Annotated in this window: 18 protein-coding genes and 6 pseudogenes; 15 read left to right on the top strand and 9 right to left on the bottom strand. The window is 71.2% G+C overall.

Translation table 11 applies throughout. From position 1 onward, the window contains the following. Nucleotides 1–34: 34 nt before the first annotated feature. The 3 genes from ACRAWC_RS04180 to ACRAWC_RS04170 form a co-directional block, all read right to left on the bottom strand. Nucleotides 35–940, bottom strand: coding sequence for an alpha/beta fold hydrolase (locus tag ACRAWC_RS04180; protein ID WP_431346622.1), 906 nt, complete (start codon nucleotides 938–940; stop codon nucleotides 35–37). A gap of 64 nt (nucleotides 941–1004) precedes the next feature. Further along, nucleotides 1005–1880, bottom strand: coding sequence for a fumarylacetoacetate hydrolase family protein (locus ACRAWC_RS04175; protein ID WP_431346621.1), 876 nt, complete (start codon nucleotides 1878–1880; stop codon nucleotides 1005–1007). 137 nt (nucleotides 1881–2017) lie between these two features. Further along, nucleotides 2018–2782 carry a glycosyltransferase gene (locus tag ACRAWC_RS04170; RefSeq protein ID WP_431346620.1) on the bottom strand — a complete coding sequence of 255 codons (765 nt, stop codon included), beginning with the start codon at nucleotides 2780–2782 and terminating at the stop codon, nucleotides 2018–2020. A 166-nt stretch (nucleotides 2783–2948) separates the two neighbouring features. Between ACRAWC_RS04170 and ACRAWC_RS04165 the strand changes: the two are divergent. The 3 genes and pseudogenes from ACRAWC_RS04165 to ACRAWC_RS04155 form a co-directional block, all read left to right on the top strand. Then, a pseudogene (locus ACRAWC_RS04165) lies at nucleotides 2949–3707 on the top strand (DDE-type integrase/transposase/recombinase); the annotation flags it as partial. Nucleotides 3708–3943: 236 nt separating this feature from the next. After that, complete coding sequence (locus ACRAWC_RS04160) at nucleotides 3944–5020, top strand: IS110 family transposase (RefSeq protein ID WP_431346400.1); 1077 nt, start codon at nucleotides 3944–3946, stop codon at nucleotides 5018–5020. A gap of 16 nt (nucleotides 5021–5036) precedes the next feature. Beyond that, nucleotides 5037–5234: pseudogene (locus ACRAWC_RS04155) on the top strand (integrase core domain-containing protein); the annotation flags it as partial. On the opposite strand, the gene ACRAWC_RS04150 reads toward ACRAWC_RS04155, so the two are convergent. Together ACRAWC_RS04150 and ACRAWC_RS04145 are read right to left on the bottom strand one after the other, a co-directional pair. Then, the gene (locus ACRAWC_RS04150) at nucleotides 5217–5423 is read right to left on the bottom strand and encodes a hypothetical protein (protein ID WP_431346619.1); all 207 of its coding nucleotides are present in this window, start codon (nucleotides 5421–5423) and stop codon (nucleotides 5217–5219) included. The pseudogene ACRAWC_RS04155 and the gene ACRAWC_RS04150 overlap by 18 nt on opposite strands. Nucleotides 5424–5612: 189 nt before the next feature. Then, nucleotides 5613–7242: pseudogene (locus ACRAWC_RS04145) on the bottom strand (AlkA N-terminal domain-containing protein). 90 nt (nucleotides 7243–7332) lie between these two features. On the opposite strand from ACRAWC_RS04145, the pseudogene ACRAWC_RS04140 reads away from it, so the two are divergent. Both ACRAWC_RS04140 and ACRAWC_RS04135 read left to right on the top strand, forming a co-directional pair. After that, a pseudogene (locus tag ACRAWC_RS04140) lies at nucleotides 7333–8717 on the top strand (FAD-binding oxidoreductase). A 196-nt stretch (nucleotides 8718–8913) separates the two neighbouring features. Further along, nucleotides 8914–9287 (top strand): annotated as a pseudogene (locus tag ACRAWC_RS04135) (FKBP-type peptidyl-prolyl cis-trans isomerase). 70 nt (nucleotides 9288–9357) lie between these two features. On the opposite strand, the gene ACRAWC_RS04130 reads toward ACRAWC_RS04135, so the two are convergent. Further along, the gene (locus ACRAWC_RS04130; protein WP_431346618.1) at nucleotides 9358–9849 is read right to left on the bottom strand and encodes a carboxymuconolactone decarboxylase family protein; all 492 of its coding nucleotides are present in this window, start codon (nucleotides 9847–9849) and stop codon (nucleotides 9358–9360) included. A 92-nt stretch (nucleotides 9850–9941) separates the two neighbouring features. Here ACRAWC_RS04130 and ACRAWC_RS04125 point away from each other — a divergent pair, with 92 nt between their 5' ends. Further along, the gene (locus tag ACRAWC_RS04125; protein ID WP_431346617.1) at nucleotides 9942–11357 is read left to right on the top strand and encodes a PLP-dependent aminotransferase family protein; all 1416 of its coding nucleotides are present in this window, start codon (nucleotides 9942–9944) and stop codon (nucleotides 11355–11357) included. Between the two features lie 76 nt (nucleotides 11358–11433). On the opposite strand, the gene ACRAWC_RS04120 is transcribed toward ACRAWC_RS04125, so the two are convergent. Further along, on the bottom strand, nucleotides 11434–12192 hold the full coding sequence (locus ACRAWC_RS04120) for an SDR family NAD(P)-dependent oxidoreductase (RefSeq protein WP_431346616.1): 759 nt from the start codon (nucleotides 12190–12192) through the stop codon (nucleotides 11434–11436). An 86-nt stretch (nucleotides 12193–12278) separates the two neighbouring features. On the opposite strand from ACRAWC_RS04120, the gene ACRAWC_RS04115 reads away from it, so the two are divergent. The 3 genes from ACRAWC_RS04115 to rpsO all read left to right on the top strand — a co-directional run bounded on the left by ACRAWC_RS04115 (nucleotide 12279) and on the right by rpsO (nucleotide 14085). Beyond that, entirely contained in the window at nucleotides 12279–12887 is a 609-nt protein-coding gene (locus ACRAWC_RS04115; RefSeq protein WP_431346615.1) for a TetR family transcriptional regulator, read from the top strand. A gap of 26 nt (nucleotides 12888–12913) precedes the next feature. Then, nucleotides 12914–13672: a VOC family protein gene (locus ACRAWC_RS04110; protein WP_431346614.1), complete on the top strand. Its 759-nt coding sequence runs from the start codon at nucleotides 12914–12916 to the stop codon at nucleotides 13670–13672. 143 nt (nucleotides 13673–13815) lie between these two features. Next, nucleotides 13816–14085 carry a 30S ribosomal protein S15 gene (gene rpsO, locus ACRAWC_RS04105; RefSeq protein ID WP_055919394.1) on the top strand — a complete coding sequence of 90 codons (270 nt, stop codon included), beginning with the start codon at nucleotides 13816–13818 and terminating at the stop codon, nucleotides 14083–14085. Between the two features lie 194 nt (nucleotides 14086–14279). Here the strand turns inward: rpsO and ACRAWC_RS04100 are convergent, their stop codons facing one another. Beyond that, nucleotides 14280–15467 carry a low temperature requirement protein A gene (locus ACRAWC_RS04100; protein WP_431346613.1) on the bottom strand — a complete coding sequence of 396 codons (1188 nt, stop codon included), beginning with the start codon at nucleotides 15465–15467 and terminating at the stop codon, nucleotides 14280–14282. Nucleotides 15468–15485: 18 nt separating this feature from the next. Here ACRAWC_RS04100 and ACRAWC_RS04095 point away from each other — a divergent pair, with 18 nt between their 5' ends. The 3 genes from ACRAWC_RS04095 (at nucleotide 15486) to ACRAWC_RS04085 (ending at nucleotide 19288) form a co-directional block, all read left to right on the top strand. Then, entirely contained in the window at nucleotides 15486–15896 is a 411-nt protein-coding gene (locus ACRAWC_RS04095; RefSeq protein ID WP_431346612.1) for a VanZ family protein, read from the top strand. A 23-nt stretch (nucleotides 15897–15919) separates the two neighbouring features. Then, nucleotides 15920–16678 carry a fructosamine kinase family protein gene (locus ACRAWC_RS04090; RefSeq protein WP_431349356.1) on the top strand — a complete coding sequence of 253 codons (759 nt, stop codon included), beginning with the start codon at nucleotides 15920–15922 and terminating at the stop codon, nucleotides 16676–16678. Nucleotides 16679–16990: 312 nt separating this feature from the next. Then, a complete protein-coding gene (locus ACRAWC_RS04085; protein ID WP_431346611.1) occupies nucleotides 16991–19288 on the top strand; it encodes a polyribonucleotide nucleotidyltransferase in 2298 nt (765 codons plus the stop codon). 143 nt (nucleotides 19289–19431) lie between these two features. Here ACRAWC_RS04085 and ACRAWC_RS04080 read toward each other — a convergent pair whose 3' ends face one another. Continuing rightward, the gene (locus tag ACRAWC_RS04080; protein ID WP_431346610.1) at nucleotides 19432–19896 is read right to left on the bottom strand and encodes an Lrp/AsnC family transcriptional regulator; all 465 of its coding nucleotides are present in this window, start codon (nucleotides 19894–19896) and stop codon (nucleotides 19432–19434) included. 188 nt (nucleotides 19897–20084) lie between these two features. Between ACRAWC_RS04080 and pdhA the strand changes: the two are divergent. The 3 genes and pseudogenes from pdhA (at nucleotide 20085) to ACRAWC_RS04065 (ending at nucleotide 23606) form a co-directional block, all read left to right on the top strand. Further along, nucleotides 20085–21208, top strand: a pseudogene (pdhA, locus tag ACRAWC_RS04075) (pyruvate dehydrogenase (acetyl-transferring) E1 component subunit alpha). Further along, on the top strand, nucleotides 21205–22215 hold the full coding sequence (locus ACRAWC_RS04070; RefSeq protein ID WP_431346609.1) for an alpha-ketoacid dehydrogenase subunit beta: 1011 nt from the start codon (nucleotides 21205–21207) through the stop codon (nucleotides 22213–22215). The pseudogene pdhA and the gene ACRAWC_RS04070 overlap by 4 nt, the downstream one beginning before the upstream one ends. Then, complete coding sequence (locus ACRAWC_RS04065; protein WP_431346608.1) at nucleotides 22215–23606, top strand: dihydrolipoamide acetyltransferase family protein; 1392 nt, start codon at nucleotides 22215–22217, stop codon at nucleotides 23604–23606. The genes ACRAWC_RS04070 and ACRAWC_RS04065 overlap by 1 nt, the downstream gene beginning before the upstream one ends. The last annotated feature ends 18 nt before the right edge of the window (nucleotides 23607–23624 follow it).

The raw sequence follows: 23624 nt of genomic DNA, 5'->3' as shown, positions 1-23624 counted from the left end.
TCCGGTGGGGGTGGAGGTGCGGACGGGGGCGGGGTCAGCGCTCGGCGGAGCGGAAGAGGGCGATCATGTCTCGGGCCAGCTGGTTGGGGGCCGTCTCGCACGGGCTGTGCCCGGTGCGGTAGACGGCGAGCCGCGCGCCGAGCGCCTTCGCGTTCGCGGCGTGAAGCTGCGTCGGCCACAGATCGTGGTCGCCCGTCGCCACCAGAACCGGGAGTCCGATCGCGGCGATGCGCTCGCGCACGTCGGGAACGTGCTTCATCAACCCGACCATGTCGTCGACGCTCGAGCGGCGGGTGAGCGCGAACCGGGAGCGGACGAACGCCAGGCGTGTGGGGCCGACTCTGTTCTTGTTGGTGACGATGCCCCAGATCATCAGCCCGGCGCCCTGGCGGCCGTTCAGGAACCAGCTCAACCAGCCGATGACGCGCACGCCGCGGAACGCCTGACCCGGCTCCGGCGGCGAGGTCAGCAGCGTCAGCGTGAGGAACAGTTCCGGGTGCTGCACGAGCGCGAGCTCGGCGACGATGCCGGCGAACGAGTAGCCGAGGACGTGCGCGGGGCCGCCGTCGCGCAGGAACGCCACGAAATCGGCCACCAGCAGGTCGTACGTGTAGTGCCCCCCGGCCTCCGGGCCGGCCGACGCCGACTCGTACTGGCCGGCCAGGTCGTAGCTCTGCACGTAGTAGCCGGCCGCCACCAGGATCGGCGCCAGGAGGTAGAAGTCCTCCTTGGAGCCCGTGGCTCCCGGCACCAGCACGACGCGCGGGTCGGCCGGATCGCCGAGCGCGACGACGGCGAGCTCGCCGCTCGGCGCGCGGAAGGTCGAGAAGGTCGCGCCGACCGGGGCGACCGACCAGTCGATGTCCGGCAGGACTGCGTCCAGGCGGGCCGCCTCGTCGTCTCCGCCCGAGACTCCGGGCCGCCGCTCGCCGATCGACATGCACTCACGCCAGCCGACGGCGCCGACGAATGCGTGCAATGCATGTAATGCCCGGATGCTTGCCTCAGGTGACGCGGCAGTACGTCGTCAGGTAGCCGATCCCGCCGATCGAGACCGTGACCGTCGAGCGGTCGCGCAGGAACACCGGGGGAGTGCGTGAGTAGCCGGCGCCGCCCGGGCTGCCGGTGGAGATCAGTGTGCCCGGCTGGATCGTGGCTGACCGCGACAGGAACTCGATGATCTCGGCGACCGAGCGCACCATGTCGGCGGTCGAGGCGTCCTGCAGTATCGCGCCGTCCACGTTCGTCGTGAGCCAGAGGTCCTGGGGGTCGGCGATCTCGTCGGCTGTGACGACCACCGGGCCGTTCGGGGTGAAGCCGTCGAACGACTTGCAGCGCGACCATTGCGCCTCCGAGAACTGGAGGTCGCGCGCGGTGATGTCGTTGACCACCGTGTAGCCCCATACGTAGTCGAGAGCGTCGCGCACCGAGACGTTGCGCGCGGGCTTGCCGATGATGACCCCGAGCTCTGCCTCGTAGTCGACCTGCGTAGTGAGGTCCTCCGGCCAGCTGGTCGTGCCGCCGTGGCCTGCGAGCGAGTTGGGCCAGAGCGAGAACACGGTCGCGGCCTTCTCGCTGCGGAGCTTCAGCTCCGAGGCGTGCGCGGCGTAGTTGGCGCCGATCGCGATCACCTGCGGCGGCCGCAACACGGCCGAGGCGTGCCGCAGCTCGTGGACCGGGACGAGCGGGGCGCCGGCGGCGACGGCGCCGTCCACGACGGCGCGCACCTCCGTCAGGCCCGCGTCGCCGAGTTCGATGAGGTCCTGGAGGTCGCGGGGCGCCTCGGCGAGGAGTTCGTCGAGGAAGAGGGCGCCGTCTCCGATGACGGCCGCCAGGCGCGGGTGCGAGTCCGGGGTGGTGCTGAGGTGCGAGAATCTCACACTGTCCAACCTATCGGTCGGGAGCCTGCCGACACGAACCGGGACGGCCCAGGAGAACGCCCACAACGCGCAGAACTCCGGCTCGGACGAGGGGTTCAGGCGAGGCGGTTCGGACGAGGCGGCTCAGACGAGGGCGCTCAGGCGATCGCGCCCGGAGCCTCGCCGGCGTGCTCGGCCTCCCACCGCCGCCGTGCCGCCCGGCGACGCCACGGCGTCTCCTCCGGCAGGTGCATGCGCAGCGTGCCGAACGCCCAGCGGATGCGCCGCCCGAAGCCGCGCCAGGTCGAGAACGGCCGGGACGAGATGCCGACCAGCAGCCGCTCGTCGTAGCGCACGACCACGCCCGGGTCGAGGTGGATGGCGAGGTCCAGGTCGTCGTGCACCTCGCGCAGGTCGCGGTGCACGCGACCCCGGACCTCCTGCCAGACCTCGCGGCGCATCGCGAAGTTGGAGCCGAAGATCGGCGGATGCCCGAGCCAGATCTCCATGGACCAGAAGTAGCCGCCGATGTAGACGAGCTGGCCGAGGCCCGCGACGAACGTGTTGCCGTCGTAGAAGACGCCGGGTCCCGTCAGCACGCCGATCGCCGGATCGTCCACGAACTCTGCCTCGATGTGCAGCAGCCAGTCGACCGGAGGCCGCGAGTCGGCGTCCAGGCGCGCGACGATGTCGCAGACGGCGGCGTCGTAGCCGGTGGCGGCCGCGGGGAAGATACCGCGGACCGGCTGCTCCAGCACGCGCGCCCCGGCGGCGCGGGCGACGGCCGCGGTGTCGTCGGAGCTGCCGTTATCCACGACGATGATCTCGTCCGCGGGACGGAGCTGTGCGGCGAGGTCGGAAAGGCAGCGGGCGAGCATCCCGGCGTCGTCGAGCGCGGGGATCACGACGGTGATCGAGGGCACGGAAGCGCTCCCTCCTCGACCGAAATGCACGTGTCCGAAATGCACGTATTTGTTGCGGGCCGTCACGGTGTGTTATGTCTCAGGACATCGGTGACAATTCTGCCTCAGGACATCGGTGACACTACGGCCCTGTTTGGTGGTGACACTTCTCCTCGATCTTTGAGGAATGAGCCGTGTTGAACCCGTTGATCCCCGTGTCCGTCTCGCGATCACCCAGTGGCCACCGGATGCTCCGCGCGGGTCGGTGACCACGTTCTGCGCCGAGCACGGCATCTCCCGAAAGACGTTCTACGCGATCCGCAAACGCGCCATCGAAGACGGCCCGGCCGCCGCTCTCGAACCCCGATCGAGGCGCCCGCGAGCCAGCCCCGGGAAGATCACCGAAGAGACCAAACGGCAGGCCATCCAGGTCCGGGCGGCGCTGGAACAGTCCGGTCTGGATCACGGTCCGATCAGAGTCCACGACCGGATGCGACTGCTGCGGATCACCCCGGTTCCCGCGGTCTCCTCCCTGGCCCGGATCTTCCGCGACGCCGGCGTCGCCCGCCTCGAGCCGCGGAAACGACCCCGCGCCTCCTACCGCCGGTTCGTCTATCCGGCACCGAACGCGTGCTGGCAGATCGACGCCACCGAATACGTCCTCACCGAGGGACGCAAGTGCGTCATCTTCCAGCTCATCGACGACCACTCCCGCCTCGCCGTCGCCTCCCACGTCGCCTTGACCGAGAGCTCCCAAGACGCGATCACCGTCGTCGCCAAAGCCATCCGCCTCCACGGTGTTCCCCAGCGGCTGCTGTCGGACAACGGCATGGCCCTCAACCCCTCCCGGCGCGGGTTCGCCGGCCAGCTCACCACCTACCTCGCCTCCTACGGCGTCGAGGCGATCACCGGCAAACCCTTCAAACCGACCACCCAAGGCAAGAACTGTGAAGACTTGTCATGGTGCTGCGACGGTCTCGGTCTGACTCAGGCCAAGAACTGACCATGGTGTCCTTCGTTCGATTTGTCGACCGGGGCCGGCGCAGTATCCAGGAGCGCGCCGGCCGACCGGATCTGACCTGATAGGAGCTTGGACTAGAAGCCCCATCACAGTTCTGTCGACCCGCCCGACCGGCTCGCCCCGTCCGTTCAACCAGCGCGCACGGAAGGAGCACCTCCAGCATGACAATTGAATTGACCGATGTCACGGTCATCGGCGGAGTCGACACTCACAAGCACACCCACTACGCCGCCGCCATCGATGATCATGGTCGGCTGCTCGGCCACCACGAGTTCCCCGCCACCGGACCCGGCTACGACGCTCTTCGGTCCTGGATGCGCAGCTACGGCAGCCTCGCCTCTATCGGGGTGGAAAGCACCGGCTCGTTCGGCGCCGCGCTCGCCCGCGAGCTGACGAGAAGCGGTGAACACGTCATCGAAGTGAACCGGCCCAACCGGATCGCAAGGCGGATGGACGGCAAGTCCGATCGCCTGGACGCCGAGCAGATCGCCCGCGCAGTGCTCGGCGAGACCTCCACCGCTGTTCCCAAGAGCAAGTCCGGCGCGATCGAGGTGATCCGCACCCTGCGGGTCGCGCGCTCTGGCGCGGTCAAGGCACGCACCCAGGCCTTCAACGCCCTGTTCGGCGTGATGATCGGCGCGCCCTCGCAGCTGCGCGACGAGCTCGTCGATCTGACCAAGCGCACACTGGTGAACCGATGCCTCCACCTACGACCTGAGACAGAGAATCTTCTCTCGCTGTTGTCGGATCCTGCTCGTCTGCACCTGGCCGGCACGAAGCTCGCCCTCCGCGACCTCGCACGACGCTGGAAGACCCTGGACGACGAGGCCAAACGGCTCAGCACACAGATCGCGGACCTCGTCAACCAGACCGCTCCCGACCTCGTCGCCTTACACGGAGTCGGCGTCGAAGTCGCCGCCCAGTTCTTAGTCACCGCCGGCGACAACGCCAACCGCATCAAGAACGAGGCAGCCTTCGCCAAGCTCTGCGGCGTCGCCCCACAACCCGCCTCCAGCGGCCGAACCACCGGACGACACCGGCTCTCCCGCAGCGGAGACCGCGCCGCGAACAGCGCCCTCTACATCGTCGCGATCGTCCGAATGCGCCGACACGAACCCACGCTCGCCTACGTCGAACGCCGCAGCGCCGAGGGTCGCACCAAACGCGAAATCATCCGCTGCCTGAAGCGATACATCGCTCGAGAGATCTACGCCAACCTGCCCCAAATCGGCACTTGACGAACATAGGAGCATCGAGCGCTTCCACCAGACCCTGTTCCGCTACCTCGACAAGCAACCCATCGCCGCCACCCTCGCCCAGCTGCAGGAGCAGGTCGATGCGTTCGACATCATCTACAACACCCAACGACCCCACCAAGCCCTGCCCGGCCGGATCACACCGCAGCAGGCCTGGCACGCCACCCCGAAAGCTGAATCACCCAGGCCACCCGCGCATGACTCCCGACTCGGCCGCCGTGACGACGGCGTCCGCGTCAAGCTCGTCGACCTCGGCGGCAGCGTCGAGTTCCACGGCATCCGCTTCGGCATTGGCCGCGACTACAGCAAGAAGCGAATCGCGATCATGGACACCGGCCCGACCGTCATGTTCTTCGACCTCGAGGGCACCCTCATCATCGAACAACCCTGGCCCTCACCCGGCGTCAAATACGTCAGCAACGGCCGACCCCGAGGCCGCCGCCCCAACCCGAAACCGGACGAACTGTCACCGATGTCTTGAGACACGAAGCGTTACCGATGTCCTGACCCACTTCCGTCACCGATGTCCTGAGACAGGACAGCGGGCCGTCACGGTGGCCCGGTGGGTGCGATCCTACGCTGCGCGGTGGGGCTCGGGGCTGCGCCGGGTCGGCCGCGTCGTGCGCTGCGCCTCCCTCTGCTGCCTGGCCTCCCGCTGCGCCTCGTGCGCGCTCTCCCACAGATGCATCCCCGCGTAGCTGCGCCACGGCGACCAGAGCACGCCGCGGGCCGCGAGCTCGCGAGGCTCCGAGGGGAGGCCGAGCCGCGCCGCTCCCTGCCGCAGCGCGAGGTCGCCGGTCAGCAGAACATCCGGACTGCCGAGCACGCGGAGCGCGACGTAGCCGGCGGTCCACGGGCCGATGCCGGGAAGCGCCACCAGCCGCGCCTCCAACTCGGCGCGGGACTCGCCCGTCGATCACGAGCGAGCCGTCCGCGAGAGCGGCCGCGGCGCCGACGATCGCGTCGATGCGTTTGCCCGGCCCGCGCAGCACCTCCCTGCCGTGCTCGGCGATCGCGTCCGCCGTCGGGAACAGCCGGGTGAAGCCGCCGATCGCCACCGGCTCGCCGAGCGCCGCGGTCAGACGCGCGAGCGCTGTGCGGGCGGCCGGCACCGACACCTGCTGTCCGATGAGCGCGCGGAACAGGATCTCCTCAGGGTCGACCGCACCGGGCACGCGCATCCCCGGCGCCGCGGCAACGGACGACGCGAGGGCAGGGTCGGCCGCCAGCGCCGTGTCGATAGCCTCGGCGTCGGCGTCCAGGTCGAGCAGGCGCCGCACGCGCGCCACGAGCGGGGCGAGGTCGGCCATGTCGGCGAGGCTCGCCTCGCACTCGATCGCCGGGGCCTCGGCGTCGCCGGCGAGCGTGAGCCGGATCGTGGCGGGGCCGTGGGGGAGGCGCAGGGCCCGGCTGTAGGAGGGGAGGACGGCGGAGTCGTCCGCCCCGGCGACGGCGGCCTCCATGCCCTCGATCGCGCGCGCCCCCAGGAACGCCAGCACCCGCCCGCCGTCGAACGGCGCCCGCGCCGGCAGCCGCAGCGTCAGCGACGCCCCTGCTGTCGCGCCCGCCACCATCGGCCCGTGCGCGATCGCCGGCCGGCGGCGCGCGGCCTCCCGGATCGCACCCGGTGTCACGTGGTAGATCTCCGCCATCGTCTCGTTGAACTGCCGCACACTGGAGAACCCCGCGGCGAAGGCCACGTCGGTGACCGGCATGTCCGTGCCCGCCAGCAGCAGCCGCGCGGTCTGCGCCCGGTGCGCCCGCGCCAGCGCGAGCGGTCCGGCGCCGAGCTCGGCGGTGAGCACGCGGCCGAGGTGCCGCGGCGTGTAGCCGAGGCGGTGGGCGAGCCCCGGCACGCCCTCCCGCTCGACCGTGCCGTCTGCGATGAGGCGCATGGCGCGCGCGGCGAGGTCGTCGCGGACGTTCCACTCCGGCGAGCCGGGGACCGCGTCGGGGAGGCAGCGCTTGCACGCCCGCAGGCCGGCCTCGTGCGCCGCGGCGGCGGTCAGGTAGAAGGTCACGTTGTCGGCTTTCGGCGTCACCGCGGGGCAGCTCGGCCGGCAATAGATGCCGGTGGAATGGACGCCGGTGATGAACTGGCCGTCGAAGCGGGCATCCCTGGCGCTCATCGCCCGGTAGCGCTGCGCGAAGACCGGGTCCGCGAGCCGCTCGCCGGCGGCGTCCGAGGCGGTGGGCTTCGACATGGTGCTGCTCATGCCTCCCAGCGTGACACGCGCCACCGACATCCGATAGCGGAAATCGGACATGAGCGAAGCCCCGTTAGCATGACGGTCATGGATGTCATCGACTGGCTCACGGCGGCGCTCGGCGAGGACGTGGAGGACGTGCTGTCGGTCGATCCCGCCCACCTCGACGCCGCCCGAGGCGACCACTCCGGCTGGATCGCGGAGGGTCACCCGCTGGCCATCGTGAACGCCCGCACGGTCGAGCACGTCCAGGCGACGATGCGGGCGGCCTCCGAGTTCCGGGTGCCGGTCGTGCCGCGTGGCGCGGGCACCGGGCTTGCCGGAGGGGCGAACGCGACCGCCGGCTCCCTGGTGCTGAGCGTCGCGCGCATGGACCGCATCCTCGAGATCTCGACCGAGGACCAGCTCGCGGTCGTGGAGCCGGGCGTCGTCAACGGCGACCTCAACGTCGCGCTGGAGCCGTTCGGCCTGTTCTTCGCGCCCGATCCGGCGAGCAAGGCGATCTCCACCGTCGGCGGCAACATCGCGACGAACGCGGGCGGGCTGCTCTGCGCGAAGTACGGCGTGACGCGGGAGGCCGTGCTCGGCCTGGACGTGGTGCTCGCCGACGGGCGCTTCCTCCGCACCGGCCACCGCACCGTCAAGGGCGTCACCGGCTACGACCTGACCTCGCTCCTGGTCGGCTCGGAGGGCACTCTCGGCGTGATCGTCGGTGCGACGGTCCGCGTCCTCCCTCTGCCGCAGGGCGAGCCGACGACGCTCGGCGCGCTGTTCGCGGACGTGCGCGCGGCCTCCGACGCCGCCGCGCGTGTGACGGCCGCGCACCTGCGCCCCGCGATCATGGAGCTGCTCGACGGCCCGGCGCTGGAGCGCATCTCCGCCCACCTCGGCGAGGAGACCATCCGGGAGGCGCTGGGCGCGAGCGGGGAGCGGCGTACCTGCTCGTCCAGTTCGACGGGCCGGCCGCCGCCGCGGACGCCGGGCGGGCGAGCGCGCTGATCGCGGAGACCGGCGGCACCGTGCGCGTCGCCGCCGACGCGGAGGAGGGCGAGCGACTGCTCGCGATCCGCCGGGCGTTCCATCCCGCGCTCGCGGCGAACGGGACGGTGCTCATCGAGGACGTGGCGGTGCCGCGGTCGCGGATGCCGGAGATGTTCGCGGCGATCGAGCGGATCGCCGAGCGCTACGGCATCGCCATCCCGACGGTCGCGCACGCCGGTGACGGAAACCTGCACCCGAACTTCATCACCGCGGGCGACGAGGTCGGCCAGGAGGTCTGGGACGCCGCTGGGGACCTCTTCCGCACAGCGGTCGCGCTCGGCGGCACACTCACCGGCGAGCACGGCGTGGGCGTGCTGAAGCGCCGGTGGCTGGCGGAGGAACTCGGTCCGGACTCCTACGAGCTGCAGGTGAAGCTCAAGTCGGTGTTCGACCCTCTCGGCATCCTGAACCCGGGGAAGGTCTTCGGCTAGCGGGGCCGGGAATCATCCAGCTCGGGAGCGACCGACGAACAAGCCGCTTGAACAAGCCGCTTAAAGACTCGACGCCCGGTGGTGCGGCGATGCCTGCAACGCTCCCGGGACGTCGAGTTATGCGTCTAGCCTGCCCCAGGCTCGCCCGGATTGCAAGACTTTTGACGTGGAGGTCCCGCACCGGTTGGATGGGTGCATGGCAGAGAACACCAATGAGAAGCCCGAAGTCGACGCCCCCGAGGGCCCGGCCCCACGACCCTCGAGATCGTGGACATCGTCGAAGGCTCCGGCCCGGAGGCGACTCCCGGCTCCAAGGTCGACGTGCACTACCTGGGCGTCGAGTACGAGTCGGGCGAGGAGTTCGACTCCTCGTGGAGCCGCGGGCAGTCCATCGACTTCCCGCTCAACAACCTGATCAAGGGCTGGCAGGACGGCATCCCCGGCATGAAGGTCGGCGGCCGTCGCAAGCTGACCGTCCCGCCGGCGCTCGCCTACGGCCCGGCTGGCGGCGGTCACCCGCTCTCGGGCAAGACGCTGATCTTCGTGATCGACCTGCTCGGCGTGAGCTGACCTCCATTCGTCGTGTCGAAGGGCACGTGGCCGCTCCGGGGGCCACGTGCCCTTCGTGCGTCCGCCGGGCTCAGAGAGCCGGCGGCCGCATGTGGGTGGGGATGGCGATCCGGTTCCAGATGTTGATCGTGCCGATCGCGAGGATCAGGTTCGCGAAGCCGACCTCGCCGAACTCGGCGAGGGAGCGCGCGTAGAGCTCCTCGCTCACCCCGCCCTGGTGGATCAGGGTGACCGCCTCGGTCAGCTCCAGCGCGGTTCGCTCACGCTGGCTGAACCACGGGGATTCGCGCCAGGCGGAGACGGCGAACACCTTGCGGAGCGGGTAGCCGCCCTCCTGCAGGTCGACCGAGTGCATGTCGACGCAGTAGGTGCAGCCGTTGATCTGGGACGCGCGGAGCTTGATCAGATCGCCGAGCGGTTCCTCCACCGCCTGGCCGACGTAGCCGTCGAGATTGATCACCTTGCGGTAGCCGTCGGGGACGGCGGCGGAGATCTGCACGCGTTCGACGGGGGCGGGGTGGTCGGCGGTGGCGAGGGTTTCGATGATCGAGGTGTCTGTCATGCCTTCACCGTAGGGGTGGTATTGGCTCGGTGTAAGATCCAATTCTCAAGAAATTCGGCAGACCAATCCGGGAGGTCGTCACGGACATCCACGTGTCGTTCGAGGGGCGCGGCGACCGCACCGAGCGGGTCTACCGCGCGTTGCGGGACGCCGTTCTCGACGGCCGGCTGCGCCGTGGCGAGCGGCTGCCCGCCACGCGCGAGCTCGCGGCGAGCCTCGGCGTCTCGCGCAGCACCGTCTCGACTGCGTACGAGCGGCTGACAGCGGAGGGCTACCTCGTCGCGCGCGTCGGCTCCGGCACCTTCGTGGCGCTGCCCGCGGCGACGGGCGAGCGACCGGCGCGTCGCCCGGCCGCCGCGCAACCGGCGCCGCTGTGGCGCGACCTGGCCGATCCGCTCTGGGCGGAGCCGCATCCGATCGCGTACGACTTCGGCGTGGGGTCGCCCGACCCGACGCTGTTCCCGGCCGACGTGTGGCGGCGCAGCGTCACGGCCGCCCTGCGCGGTCCGGCGCTGCGGACGGCCCACTACGCCGACCCGGCCGGTCCGGAGCGGCTGCGCGCCGGGATCGCCCGGCACCTCGGCCTCGCGCGCTCGGTCGAGGCCGCCGCCGCCGACGTCGTGGTCACCAGCGGCGCGCAGCAGGCCTTCGACCTCCTGGGGCGCACTCTGCTGAGCCCCGGCGACACCGTCGCGGTGGAGGACCCGGGCTATCCTCCGGTCCGCCAGCTTTTCGAGCAGCTCGGCGCGCGCGTCGTGCCGGTGCCGGTGGACGACCACGGCCTCCGCGTCGACCTGCTGCCGCCGGCCCGGCTGGTCTACGTGACGCCGTCCCACCAGTTCCCGCTCGGCGGTGTGCTCCCGCTGGAGAGGCGCACCGAACTGCTGGAGTGGGCGGCGCGTCACGACGCGGTGGTGGTGGAGGACGACTACGACAGCGAGTACCGCTTCGGGGCGCGGTCACTCGATCCACTGCAGCGTCTGGACGCCGATGGCCGCGTGGTCTACGTCGGCACGTTCTCCAAGACGATGCTCCCGGGCCTCCGGCTCGGGTTCGTCGTGGCGCCGCAGACGCTCGTCCCCGCGCTGCGCAGCGCCAAACGGCTGACCGACTGGCACAACGATGTCGTGACGCAGGCGGCGATGGCGAGCCTGCTCGACTCCGGGGCGTTCGCGGCGCACGTGCGCCGGGCGCGGCGCGTGTACGAGGAGCGCCACGCGATTCTCGGGCTGGAGGCCGGCCGGCTGCTGGCGGGGCGGCTCGCGGTCGTGCCGTCGGCGGCGGGGCTGCACCTGGCGCTGCGGCCGGCGGACGGGGCGTCGTTCGACTCGGCTCGGGTCAGTGACGCCGCGGCGGTCGCGGGGATCGCGGTGCAGCCGCTGCCGCGGTTCGCGGTGCGCGACGGGTGGGAGGGCCTGCTGCTCGGCTTCGGCGCGATCGCGGCGGGGGACATCCCGGACGGGGTGCGCCTGCTCGCGGAGGTGGTCGGGCGCGTGCACGCGGGATAGCCGACGGCGCATCCGCCGAGGCGGCCGGCTGCCCTGTCCGGGCTGTCCGGCCGCCCCGGCCGGCACGCGACGCGCGTCAGATCGCCGACCAGCCGCCGTCGGAGGCCAGCACGACTCCGGAGATGTTGGCGGAGTCGTCGCTCAACAGCCACGTGATCGCGGCCGCGAGCTGCTCGGGGTGGGCCACCGGCGGGACGTTCGTCTGCATGATCGGGCCGAGACGCTCGCCGGCCAGCTCGGACTTGAAGGTGCCGTCCACGTTCGTGATGACGCCGCCGGGCGCGACCGCGTTGGTGCGGACGCCGTTCGGCGCATAGAAGACGCTCGTGCTCTTCGTGAGGCCGACGACCGCGTGCTTGGAGGCCGTGTAGGCCGCACCCGCAGCCGAACCACGGAGGCCCGCCTCGGAGGACACGTTCACGATCGAGCCGCTGCCGGCCGCCACCATGAGGGGGAGGACCGCGCGCGAGAGGCGCATGATCGCCGTGACGTTGACGAGGAAGACGCGGTCCCAGGTCGCGTCGTCGACCTCGGCGGCCGGGAGGAAGCCGTCCATGATGCCGGCGATGTTGGCGAGCGCGTCGACCTGTCCGCCCGCGGCCTCCAGCACCGCGGCGATGGTCTCCTCGCTGGAGACGTCGCCCGCGACGGTGACGATGTCCAGCTCCGGGTTCTCCTCCACCAGCGCCGCCAGCCGGTCGGCGGAGATGTCGCTGCCGACCACGCGTGCCCCCTCGGACGCGAGGCGGAGAGCGGTCGCCTTGCCGATGCCGGAGCCGGCCCCGGTCACGATGGCGGTCTTTCCGGCGAAGCGCCCGGTTCCGTTGCTGTTCATGCTGCTGTACTCCTTGAGTCGATGACATCGTCGGCGCTCGATCGGGCGTCGGTCTATTTATAACACCGAGTGCCATAATGGAGACCATGAGTTCGCCCGCAGCCGAATCCGCCCCGCGCCGCCGCGGCCGGCCCGCCGACGTGGACCCCGACCGAGTCGCGCTGGTGGCACTCCGGCACTTCGCCGCGCACGGCTACGAGACGACCACGATGGACGAGATCGCCGCGCTGGCCGGCGTCGGGCGCCGGACGCTCTTCCGCTACTTCCCGTCGAAGCCCGACCTGGTCTGGGGAGGCTTGGAGCCGGTGGTCCGGCGAATGCACGAGGTCCTGGACGCGGCGCCGGCGGACGAGCGCCTGCGCGACGTGATCGCCCGCGCCATCACCGAGTCGCTCGACCTCGGCCCGGAGGGGATCGAGGCGACCCGGTTCCGCCTCCGGCTGATGGCCTCCGACCCGGCGCTGATCGGGTTCGGGCTGACCCGGCTCGGCGCGAACCGCGACATCCTGGCGGAGTTCATCGCACGCCGGCTCGGGATCCCGCCCGAGGCCCTGCGCGCGCAGGTGCTCGCCGACGCGATCAGCTCGGCGAACTTCTCGGCGCTTCTCTGGTGGGCGACGCGCGGCGACGGCGACGACCCTGCAGCGGTCGCGGTCGAGGCGCTGGACGAGGTGCTGCGGGGGCTGCCCGGCTGACCTGCGCCGCGAGTAGCCTGTGCGCCATGCCGATCGTCACCGATTTCCCTCCCGGCACCCCCGTCTGGGTCGACCTCCAGACCTCCGACCCGGCCGCTGCCTCCTCGTTCTACCGGTCGCTGTTCGGCTGGGACGTGACGGAGGCGGACCCGGCGAGCGGCGGCTACGCGATCGCCTCGCTGGGTGGCACGCCCGCGGCCGCGATCGGGCCGTTCCCGCCCGGGATGGAGCGCCCCGTGTGGACCGTGTACTTCGCGGTCGCCGACATCGACGCGTCCGCCGCCGCGGCCACGGAGGCCGGGGGAGCGGTCCTCCTCCCTCCGGGCGAGGTCATGCCCGGCATCCGGCTCGCCGTCGTCGCCGACCCCGCCGGAGCCGTGCTCGGCCTCTGGCAGCGCGACCAGGACTCCCCGTGGCTGCGCGACGAGCCGGGCGCCGTCGACTGGCTGGAGCTCGCCGCGCCCGACTACGAGCAGACCTTCCCCTTCTACGAGGCCGTGCTCGGCGTCGCGGTGAGCGAGATGCGGGTCAACGACGAGCCGTACGGCCTCCTCGACGTCGGTCCGGCGAACGTCGCGGGCGCGACGACCGCGGCGCGGGGCGTGCCGGCGCACTGGCTGGTCTACTTCGGCGTCGCCGACCTCGACGCCGCCGTGCTGCGGCTGACCGAGCTCGGCGGTAGCGTGCTGGAGGCGCCTGTCGCCGCCGCGGGCGTCGGCCGCTGGGCGATCGTCACCGACGCGCTGGGCGCGGGTTTCGGGCTCCTCGAGCCGGAGGCGCGGTGAGGCTCGGAGGGGCCCCTCGCGCGGACGGCGGGCGCATCCCGGTCTGCTAAACTCTTCAGGTTGCCGTCTGAACGGCCGCGGAGAAAGAGAGCCCAGGCATTCGGCCCCGGGCACCGCGCAACGAGAGAAAGGGGATCCCCTCTATGGCACTGGATGCAGAGACCAAGAAGGCGATCATCGACGAGTACGCGACCCACCCCGGTGACACCGGATCCCCCGAGGTTCAGGTCGCCATCCTGACCAAGCGGATCAAGGACCTCACCGAGCACCTCAAGGAGCACAAGCACGACCACCACTCGCGTCGTGGCCTGCTCCTCCTGGTCGGTCAGCGTCGCCGCCTGCTCGGCTACCTGTCGGACATCGACATCAACCGCTACCGCGCCCTCATCGAGCGCCTCGGTCTGCGTCGATAACCTCAGGTCGCACGCAGGTCGGTCGTCGATCGACAACGCGATCTTCTTGCGAACGGGCCGTCACCTCCGGGTGGCGGCCCGTTCCGCGTTCGCGGGACCGGCACATTCGTCACGAATGGCGCCATGCGATCCCGACCGCATTCGGCACGAATGTCGTGAAAGGGCTCGCGAAACGCGACATTCGGCACGAATCGCTAATCGGTGTCGGCGCGGCGCGCCGCCACCACGCGGTCGATGAGGGTTGCGGCGACCAGCCCGGCCGCCGCCAGCGCGACGACGATCACCACTCCCGCGAGCCCGATCCACGGCGACGCCAGCGGCGCGAGCAGCACCAGCAGGATCGCGATCGCCGTCTTCAGCGGACGGATGACGACCTCCGGCACCAGCGGCGCGTGCAGCACGTAGAGCAGCAGGAGGAACACCGCCACCGGGATCGCGATCGCGTACTCGACGGCCGTGTCCGACACGGTCGCGTGCGCCGCCCCGCGCTGCACCGCGACCTCCAGGCCCGCCCCGAGCGCGGCCAGCGACGCGAACACGAAGTAGTGTCCGTACCCCCAGTAGAAGGACCTCCCACGCTTGGACTGCAGGCCTTCGGCCGCCGGCTCCAGGAAGTACAGCCACCACAGCGCGAACAGCAGCACCAGCCCGGCCGCCGCGATGACGACCAGTGCGGGGGAGACACCGTGTGCCGCCAGCCCGCTCTGCACCCCGATGGCGGAGGCCGACACCGACTCGCCGAGCACGATGATCGTGAACAGCCCGTACCGCTCCGCGATGTGGTGCGGGTGCCAGGAGGTCATCCCGGGCCGCTCCGCCCACACCGGCACCAGCAGCTCCAGCAGGGCCGCGAGCAGGAACGTCCACAGCTTCAGCTCGACCGGCAGGAACCCCCACGCCACCCAGAGCACCTGCACCGCCGCGATCCCGATCGCGTAGCGCCGCGCCGTCGTGCGACCGTCGGGATGCTCCACCGCGGCGCGCACCCACTGGCCGACCATCGCCAGCCGCATGATGACGTAGCCGATGATGATGGCGGTGAATTCCTGGAGCTCGAACGCGGCCGGCACTCCCGCCGCCAGCACCAGCACGCCGCCCATCTGGACCGCCGTCATCAGCCGGTACGGCACATCGTCGGTGTCGTACGCCGACGCGAACCAGGTGAAGTTCATCCACGCCCACCAGATCGCGAAGAACACCATCAGGTACGGGCCGAGGCTCGACAGCGCGTGGCCCTGCTCGCTCGCGTGCGCGAGCTGCGCCGACACCTGGGCGACCGCGACGACGAACGTCAGATCGAAGAGCAGCTCCAGCGGGCTGGAGACGCGATGCTCCTCGTCGGTCGACCGACCGGACATCGGGATGCGGAAGGCGATGCTCATGTGCGCAAGCATAGGAGGATGCTCCGCCGCGTCCTCCTCGTCGTCACCGTCGCCTACCTGCTGCTGGTGGCGTGGATCACGCTGAACCCGTTCCCGGCGGACCCGCACCGCGACCCGCTCCTGGAGGGGCTGCTCGCGGCGTGCGCGCAGACGCCGCTGCTGGCCTGGATCGACTACGACGTGGTGGAGTTCACGGCCAACATCCTGTTGTTCGTGCCGATGGGCCTCCTGTTCGCACTGCTGCTCGGCCGGTGGCGGTGGTGGCTGGCGTTCGCGATCGGCGCGGCGGCGACGCTGACCATCGAGTTCGTGCAGCTCTTCCTGCCGGCGCGGGTGAGCGATCCGCGGGACCTGCTCGCCAAGACGCTCGGGACGCTGGTCGGGATCGCGGTGGCGGCGGTGGGGGCGCATCTCCTGGTCCGTCGCTGAGTACGGTGGGTCACGTGCGCACCATCGTGAAGGAACGCCCCGAGGCGCCCGCCCTGTTCTTCGAGGCGGAGGCCGCGGGCCTGCGCTGGCTGAGCGACGCCGAGCGCGACGGCGGCGCCCGCGTCGTGCGGATAACAGACGTCGGCCCGGGCCGGATCGAGCTGGAGGAAGTGCAGGAGACCCGGCCGACCGCCGACGCCGCGCGCGCGTTCGGCGCCGCCCTCGCCGCCACGCACGCCGCCGGCGCCGCCGCCTTCGGCGCGCCGCCCGACGGCTGGGACGGTCCCCTCTTCATCGGCCGCCGCCCGCTCCCGGTCGCCCGCGAGTCGACCTGGGGGCGCTTCTACGCCCGTGACCGGGTCCGGCCCTACCTGGACCCGGCAGTGCAGGCCGGCAACCTGACCGCGCAGCAGCGGGAGGTCGTGGACGCCGCCCTCGCCCGCGTGGCGGCCGGCGTCTTCGACGACGACGAGCCTCCCGCCCGGCTGCACGGCGACCTCTGGACCGGCAACGTGCTGTGGGCGCCGGCCGGCGCGGTCCTCATCGACCCGGCCGCGCACGGCGGCCACCGGGAGACCGATCTGGCCATGCTCGCGCTGTTCGGCGCACCGCACCTGGACGACATCCTCGCCGGCTACGACGCCGCGCGGCCACTGCGCGCCGGCTGGCGGGAGCGCGTCCCGGTGCACCAGCTCCACCCGCTCGCGGTGCACGCTGCCGGGCACGGGGCGTCGTACGGCGCGGCGCTGGCGGAGGCCGCGCGGGCCACTCTGGCGCTCTGATACCGGAATTCCGGCCTCCCGAGCACCACGACTGATAGGATTCTCCTGGTCGGCCGAGCGCCGGCCACCGGAGCAGGCTGGCAGGAGCTGGTCCTCGGTGGTGGTATCCGGATGCGCCGCGCACAGCGCAACCGTGTATTTCTACTGATGGCCAGACGGGCTCAGCCCACGCACCCGCATGGGATGCCGCGTACACGAAAGCCGTGTCGAACTGCCTGCTCGCTCCCAGCCCGACCGCGCAATTCGCCGAGTCGGGCCTTGTGGAGTCGCGCCCAGACGGGGCTGCGACGTTAAACAAAGGAGAAAGACCTCTTGGAAGGTCCCGAAATCAAGTTCGCCGAAGCAGTCCTCGACAATGGACGCTTCGGCACCCGCACCGTCCGGTTCGAGACCGGACGCCTCGCCCAGCAGGCGCAGGGCGCCGTCGCCGCCTACCTCGACGAGGACACCATGCTGCTGAGCGCGACGAGCGCCAGCAAGCACCCGAAGGACAACTTCGACTTCTTCCCGCTGACCGTCGACGTCGAGGAGCGCTCGTACGCCGCCGGCAAGATCCCCGGCTCGTTCTTCCGTCGTGAGGGCCGCCCCTCGACCGAGGCGATCCTGGTCTGCCGCCTGATCGACCGCCCGCTGCGCCCGTCGTTCGTCGACGGCCTCCGCAACGAGGTCCAGATCGTCATCACCGTCCTCAGCATCGCTCCGGACGAGTTCTACGACGCCCTGGCGATCAACGCCGCCAGCGCCTCGACCCAGATCTCCGGTCTGCCGTTCTCCGGCCCGATCGCCGGTGTGCGCCTCGCGCTCATCCCCGGCAACGGCCAGCACGAGGACCAGTGGATCGCCTTCCCGAAGGCCTCGCAGCTCGAGGAGGCCGTCTTCGATCTCGTCGTCGCCGGCCGCGTCCTCACCAACGAGGACGGCTCCGAGGGCGACGTCGCGATCATGATGGTCGAGGCGGAGGCCACCGAGGGCAGCTGGAACCTCATCCAGGCCGGCGCCGTCAAGCCGAACGAGGAGGTCGTCGCCCAGGGTCTGGAGGCCGCCAAGCCGTTCATCCGCCAGCTCGTCGCCGCGCAGACCGTGCTCGCCTCGCAGTCCGCGAAGGCGATCGCCGACTACCCGGTGTTCTTGCCCTACTCGAAGGAGACCTACGACAACGTCGCCGGCCTCGCCTACGACGAGCTCGTGAACGTCTACCAGATCGCCGACAAGGTCGAGCGCCAGACCGCCGACGACGCCCTCAAGGACCGCGTCAAGGTCGCCCTCACCGAGAAGGTGGAGGCCGGTGCGCTCGACGCGGAGGTGCTCACGCAGTTCTCCGCGGCGTACAAGTCGGTGTCCAAGGTGGTCATGCGCGGCCGCGTGCTGCGCGAGGGCATCCGCATCGACGGCCGTGGCCTGACCGACATCCGTCCGCTCGACGCCGAGGTGCAGGTCATCCCGCGCGTGCACGGCTCGGCCATCTTCCAGCGCGGCGAGACCCAGATCCTGGGCGTCACCACGCTGAACATGCTGAAGATGGAGCAGCAGATCGACTCGCTGTCGCCGGTCACCAAGAAGCGCTACCTGCACCACTACAACTTCCCGCCGTACTCGACCGGTGAGACCGGCCGCGTCGGGTCGCCGAAGCGTCGCGAGATCGGGCACGGCTTCCTGGCCGAGCGCGCGCTCGTGCCGGTGCTGCCGACCCGCGAGGAGTTCCCCTACGCGATCCGTCAGGTGTCCGAGGCGCTCAGCTCCAACGGCTCGACGTCGATGGGCTCCGTCTGCGCCTCCACCCTGTCGCTGCTGAACGCCGGTGTGCCGCTGCGCGCCCCGGTCGCCGGCATCGCCATGGGCCTGATCTCCGACGTCGTCGACGGTCAGACCCGCTACGCGGCGCTCACCGACATCCTGGGCGCGGAGGACGCGCTCGGCGACATGGACTTCAAGGTCGCCGGCACCAGCGAGTTCGTCACCGCGATCCAGCTCGACACCAAGCTCGACGGCATCCCGTCGTCGGTGCTGGCCGGCGCGCTCAAGCAGGCCAAGGACGCTCGCACGACCATCCTCAGCGTGCTGAACGCCGCGATCGACTCCCCGGACGAGATGGCCCCGACCGCGCCGCGCGTGATCTCGGTCCAGATCCCGGTCGACAAGATCGGCGAGCTGATCGGCCCGAAGGGCAAGACGATCAACGCCATCCAGGACGAGACCGGCGCCGACATCTCCATCGAGGAGGACGGCACCGTCTACATCGGCGCCGTCGACGGCCCGTCGGCCGAGGCGGCCCGCGCCCAGGTCAACGCGATCGCGAACCCGACGAACCCGGAGATCGGCGAGCAGTTCCTCGGAACCGTCGTCAAGATCGCCGCGTTCGGCGCGTTCATCTCGCTGCTCCCGGGCAAGGACGGCCTGCTGCACATCTCCGAGGTGCGCAAGCTCGCCGGTGGCAAGCGCGTCGAGAACGTCGAGGACGTCCTCGGCGTCGGCCAGAAGATCCTGGTGGAGATCACCAAGATCGACGACCGCGGCAAGCTGTCGCTCGCCCCGGTGCTCGCCGACGAGGCAGCCGCCTCCGAGGCCCCCGTGGAGCCCGCCGAGGCCCCCGTGGAGACCGTCGAGAGCTGAGCTCCCGTTCCACAGCGAAGGCCGCGCCGACTCATGTCGGCGCGGCCTTCGCCGTTCCAGCGACCCGCAGCCATCTCGTCCTCACTTTCTCCCGCCCGGGTGCGGCGTGTCGCGGGAGAAAGTGAGGAAGTGATTGCTGCGGGCTAGGGGGTGCGGGTGAGGAGAGGGCGGAGGCGGTAAGGGATGAGCTCGCCCATGTCGAGGGAGGTCTCGGCGCGTTCGACGCCGTCGGTGGACTGGATCGCGCCGGTGATGCGGAAGAGGTCCTCGGCGTCGGTGCAGACGACGCGCAGCAGCAGGTCGGACGGGCCGGAGAGGCCGTGCGCCTGCACGATCTCGGGGATGGCGGCCAGGTGCTCGACGATGTCGGCGAGCTTCTGCTGCTGCACGTGCACCGTCACGAAGGCCGCGAGCGGGTAGCCGGCGGCGGTCGCCGAGATGCGCCGCTCGAACGACAGGAAGGCCCCGTTGCGCTCCAGTTCGGCGACGCGCGCCTGCACCGTGTTGCGGCTGAGGCCGAGCCGGTCGGCGAGGGAGACGTTGGTCGACCGGGGGTCGTCGGCGAGCGCGACGAGGATGCGTCTGTCAGTGCTGTCGAACGTGCGCATAGTGTGAAAGCTAGCACCTCGACGCGACCTGTGACAGTGCACTCTGCACGGTCGACACGCCGTCGGTTGTGCGCGCTGATCGCGGAGCGTAGCCTTTCGGGTAATTCCGGCAAGGAGGCCGGAAGCCGGTGCTGCCTGCCACAAGCGGGCCGCCGGACGCGAGAGTGAAGGTTGCGTGAACCGTGACGATCGACAATCAGCCCGACACCCGACTGGACGACGTCCACCTTCCGGCCGGTGCCGACACCGTCCGACTGCTGACTCCCGAGGGCGTGCGCACCAGCGACGTCCGCTTCGACGCCTGGGTCTCCGACATCGGCTCCGAGCAGCTCCTCGGCCTCTACGAGGACATGGTCGTCATCCGCCGCATCGACTCCGAGGCGACGGCTCTTCAGCGTCAGGGCGAGCTGGGTCTGTGGCCCCCGCTGCTCGGCCAGGAGGCCTCCCAGATCGGCTCGGGCCGCGCGCTGCGCCGCGACGACTTCGTCTTCTCCAGCTACCGCGAGCACGGCGTCGCCTACTGCCGCGGCGCGGGACTGGTCGACCTGTTGCGCGTGTGGCGCGGCACGACGCAGTCCGGCTGGAACCCGTACGACATCAACATGGCGACCCCGCAGGTCATCATCGGCGCGCAGACCCTGCACGCCACCGGCTACGCGATCGGCATCCAGGCCGACGGCACCGACGCGGCCTCCATCGCCTACTTCGGCGACGGCGCGACCTCCGAGGGCGACGTCAACGAGGCGCTGATCTTCGCCGCGACCTACGCCGCGCCCGTCATCTTCTTCTGCCAGAACAACCAGTACGCGATCTCCGAGCCGGTCGGCCTGCAAGCGCAGCGCCCGATCGCGGAGCGCGCCCCGGTTTCGGCGTGCCGAGCGTGCGCGTCGACGGAAACGATGTCCTCGCGGTCATGGCTGTCACCCGTTCCGCCCTCGACCGCGCGCGCAGCGGAGGCGGCCCGACCTTCATCGAGGCCGTCACCTACCGGATGGGGCCGCACACCACCGCCGACGACCCGAGCCGCTACCGCGACCCGGCGGAGGTGGACGAGTGGCGCGCCAAAGACCCGATCGCCCGCGTGGAGGCCTACCTCGCATCCGAGGGCCTGCTCTCCCCGGAGCACCTGACCGCCATCCAGGAGCACGCCGACCGCGTCGCAGCCGAGATGCGCCAGGGCGTCGTCGCGCTGCAGGACCCGGATCCGCTGTCGGTCTTCGACAACGTGTACGCCGAGCCGCACACCGGCCTCGCCCGTGAGCGGGACCACTACTCGCGCTACCTGCGCACGTTCGTGGGCGGTGACCGATGACCGCGCTCACCATGGCCAAGGCCATCAACGCCGGCCTCCGCCGCTCGCTCGCCGAGGACGACCGGGTCGTCCTCATGGGCGAGGACATCGGCACACTCGGCGGCGTGTTCCGCGTGACGGACGGCCTTCAGACCGAGTTCGGCCCGCGCCGCGTCATGGACTCGCCGCTGGCCGAGTCCGGCATCCTGGGCACCGCCGTCGGGATGGCGTACCGGGGACTCCGGCCCGTGGTGGAGATCCAGTTCGACGGCTTCATCTACCCGGCGTTCGACCAGATCGTCAGCCAGGTGGCGCGCATGCACTACCGCACCGCGGGCGCCGTGCGCATGCCGATCACGATCCGCGTGCCGTTCGCGGGCGGAATCGGCGCGGCGGAGCACCACTCCGACTCGCCGGAAGCCTACTTCGCGCACGCCGCGGGGCTGCGGGTCGTGAGCCCCTCGACGCCGCAGGACGCGTACACGCTCATCCAGCAGGCGATCGCCTCCGACGACCCGGTGCTGTTCTTCGAGCCGAAGCGGCGCTACCACGCCAAGGGCGAGGTGGACGAGGATGCCGCGCTCCAGGACGCCCGCCCGATGGGGACTGCGCGCGTGGTCGCCTCGGGCGGCGACGTCACGCTGGTGACCTACGGCGGCCTGGTGCAGATGGCGACGGACGCGGCCCTCGCGGCCGAGGACGAGGGCATCTCGGTGGAGGTCGTCGACCTCCGCTCGCTGTCCCCGCTGGACCTCGACACGGTCGCGGCGTCGGTGCGGAAGACCGGCCGGCTGGTCGTCACGCACGAGGCCGCGCTGTCGGGTGGCCTCGGTGCGGAGATCTCCGCGTCGATCACCGAGCGCTGCTTCTACCACTTGGAGCACGCGCCGGTGCGGATCACCGGCCACGACATCCCGTACCCGCCGGCCCGGCTGGAAGCCCACCACCTGCCCGACCTCGACCGGATCCTCGACGGCATCGACCGCGTCATGGACCGCCCCAACTCGCTGAGCGGAGTGGAGGACTGATGGCGGTCAAGGATTTCGCCCTCCCGGACCTGGGTGAGGGCCTCACCGAGTCGGAGCTGGTGAGCTGGCACGTCGCGGTGGGCGACACGGTGCGGCTGAACCAGATCATCGCGGAGGTGGAGACCGCCAAGGCGCTCGTCGAGCTGCCCGCGCCGTACGAGGGAACGGTCTCCCGGCTGTACGTCGAGCCGGGGGTGACCGTGGCGGTGGGGGAGCCGCTGGTCGCGTTCGAGGTGGCGGGGCCTGCCGGGGCCGAGCCGGAGGCGCCCGCTGGGGCGCCGTCGGAGGACGGTGGCTCGGCGGAGACGCGCGAGCCGGTCCTCGTGGGCTACGGCGCACGGCCGGATGCCAAGGGACGGCCCGCGCGGCGGGCGCGTCCGGGACTAGCGGCTCAGCCGGTCGCGTCGCAGCCGGCTGTCTCCGCACCGGCCTCGTCGCAGCCGGCCGTCTCTGCAGCGGCCGCGCCGGCACCGACCGGGTCCGCGTCCCTTTCACAGGCTGCGGCGTCCGCCGACACCGCCGTCCAGGAGCGCCCGCGCGCCACCCCGCCGGTCCGCAAGCTGGCGAGGGAGCGCGGCATCGACCTCGCCGCCGTCACCGGCACGGGCGACCGCGGACTGGTGACCCGCGCCGACCTCGACGCCTACGCCGCGCCGGCGCCCGCGACCGCCGCTCCGGTCGAGGCCGCAGCGGGCGAGCTCCGCATCCCGATCAAGGGCGTCCGCAAGGCGACCGCCGACGCGATGGTGCGCAGCGCGTTCGGCGCCCCGCAGGCGACCGTCTTCCTGACGGTGGATGTCACGCCGACGAGCGAGCTGATCGAGCGCCTGCGCGCCCGGCCCGACCTCGCCGACGCCCGTCCCGGCCTCCTCGCCGTCGTCGCGAAGGCGCTGTGTCTGGCGGCGCGGCGCACGCCGGAGGTGAACTCCCGATGGGACGAGGCCGCACAGGAGATCGTGCAGACCCGCGCGATCAATCTCGGCATCGCCGCGGCGACGCCCCGGGGACTGTTGGTGCCGGTGATCCGCGACGCCGACGGCCGCACGCTGGCCGAGCTGTCCGGCGCGATCCGCGACCTCGCGGTGACCGCCCGGTCGGGCAAGACCCCGCCGAGCGCCCTGACGGGCGGCACGATCACGATCACCAACGTGGGCGTGTTCGGCGTGGATGCGGGAACCCCGATCCTGACACCGGGGGAGGCCGCGATCCTCGCCGTCGGAGCGGTGCGGCGTCAGCCGTGGGAGCACCGCGGCGACATCGCTCTGCGCGACGTGCTCACGCTCGCGCTGACGTTCGACCACCGGATCGTGGACGGCGAACAGGGCTCGCGTTTCCTCGCCGACATCGGTCGCATCCTCGCCGACCCGGCCTCCGTCCTCACCCTCGTCTGACCGTCGAGGGGCACGTGA

Source organism: Leifsonia sp. L25, from assembly GCF_050632895.1.
The sequence above is the reverse complement of the archived record's forward strand: the minus strand, read 5'-3'. Positions and strand labels throughout refer to the sequence as shown.

What these genes read in the sequence shown, in the direction of transcription:
- ACRAWC_RS04180 (WP_431346622.1), bottom strand. Translation starts at nt 940, where the DNA reads ATGTCGATCGGCGAGCGGCGGCCCGGAGTCTCGGGCGGAGACGACGAG.
- ACRAWC_RS04160 (WP_431346400.1), top strand. Translation starts at nt 3,944, where the DNA reads ATGACAATTGAATTGACCGATGTCACGGTCATCGGCGGAGTCGACACT.
- ACRAWC_RS04130 (WP_431346618.1), bottom strand. Translation starts at nt 9,849, where the DNA reads ATGACAGACACCTCGATCATCGAAACCCTCGCCACCGCCGACCACCCC.
- ACRAWC_RS04120 (WP_431346616.1), bottom strand. Translation starts at nt 12,192, where the DNA reads ATGAACAGCAACGGAACCGGGCGCTTCGCCGGAAAGACCGCCATCGTG.
- ACRAWC_RS04115 (WP_431346615.1), top strand. Translation starts at nt 12,279, where the DNA reads ATGAGTTCGCCCGCAGCCGAATCCGCCCCGCGCCGCCGCGGCCGGCCC.
- ACRAWC_RS04110 (WP_431346614.1), top strand. Translation starts at nt 12,914, where the DNA reads ATGCCGATCGTCACCGATTTCCCTCCCGGCACCCCCGTCTGGGTCGAC.
- rpsO (WP_055919394.1), top strand. Translation starts at nt 13,816, where the DNA reads ATGGCACTGGATGCAGAGACCAAGAAGGCGATCATCGACGAGTACGCG.
- ACRAWC_RS04100 (WP_431346613.1), bottom strand. Translation starts at nt 15,467, where the DNA reads ATGAGCATCGCCTTCCGCATCCCGATGTCCGGTCGGTCGACCGACGAG.
- ACRAWC_RS04095 (WP_431346612.1), top strand. Translation starts at nt 15,486, where the DNA reads ATGCTCCGCCGCGTCCTCCTCGTCGTCACCGTCGCCTACCTGCTGCTG.
- ACRAWC_RS04080 (WP_431346610.1), bottom strand. Translation starts at nt 19,896, where the DNA reads ATGCGCACGTTCGACAGCACTGACAGACGCATCCTCGTCGCGCTCGCC.
- ACRAWC_RS04070 (WP_431346609.1), top strand. Translation starts at nt 21,205, where the DNA reads ATGACCGCGCTCACCATGGCCAAGGCCATCAACGCCGGCCTCCGCCGC.
- ACRAWC_RS04065 (WP_431346608.1), top strand. Translation starts at nt 22,215, where the DNA reads ATGGCGGTCAAGGATTTCGCCCTCCCGGACCTGGGTGAGGGCCTCACC.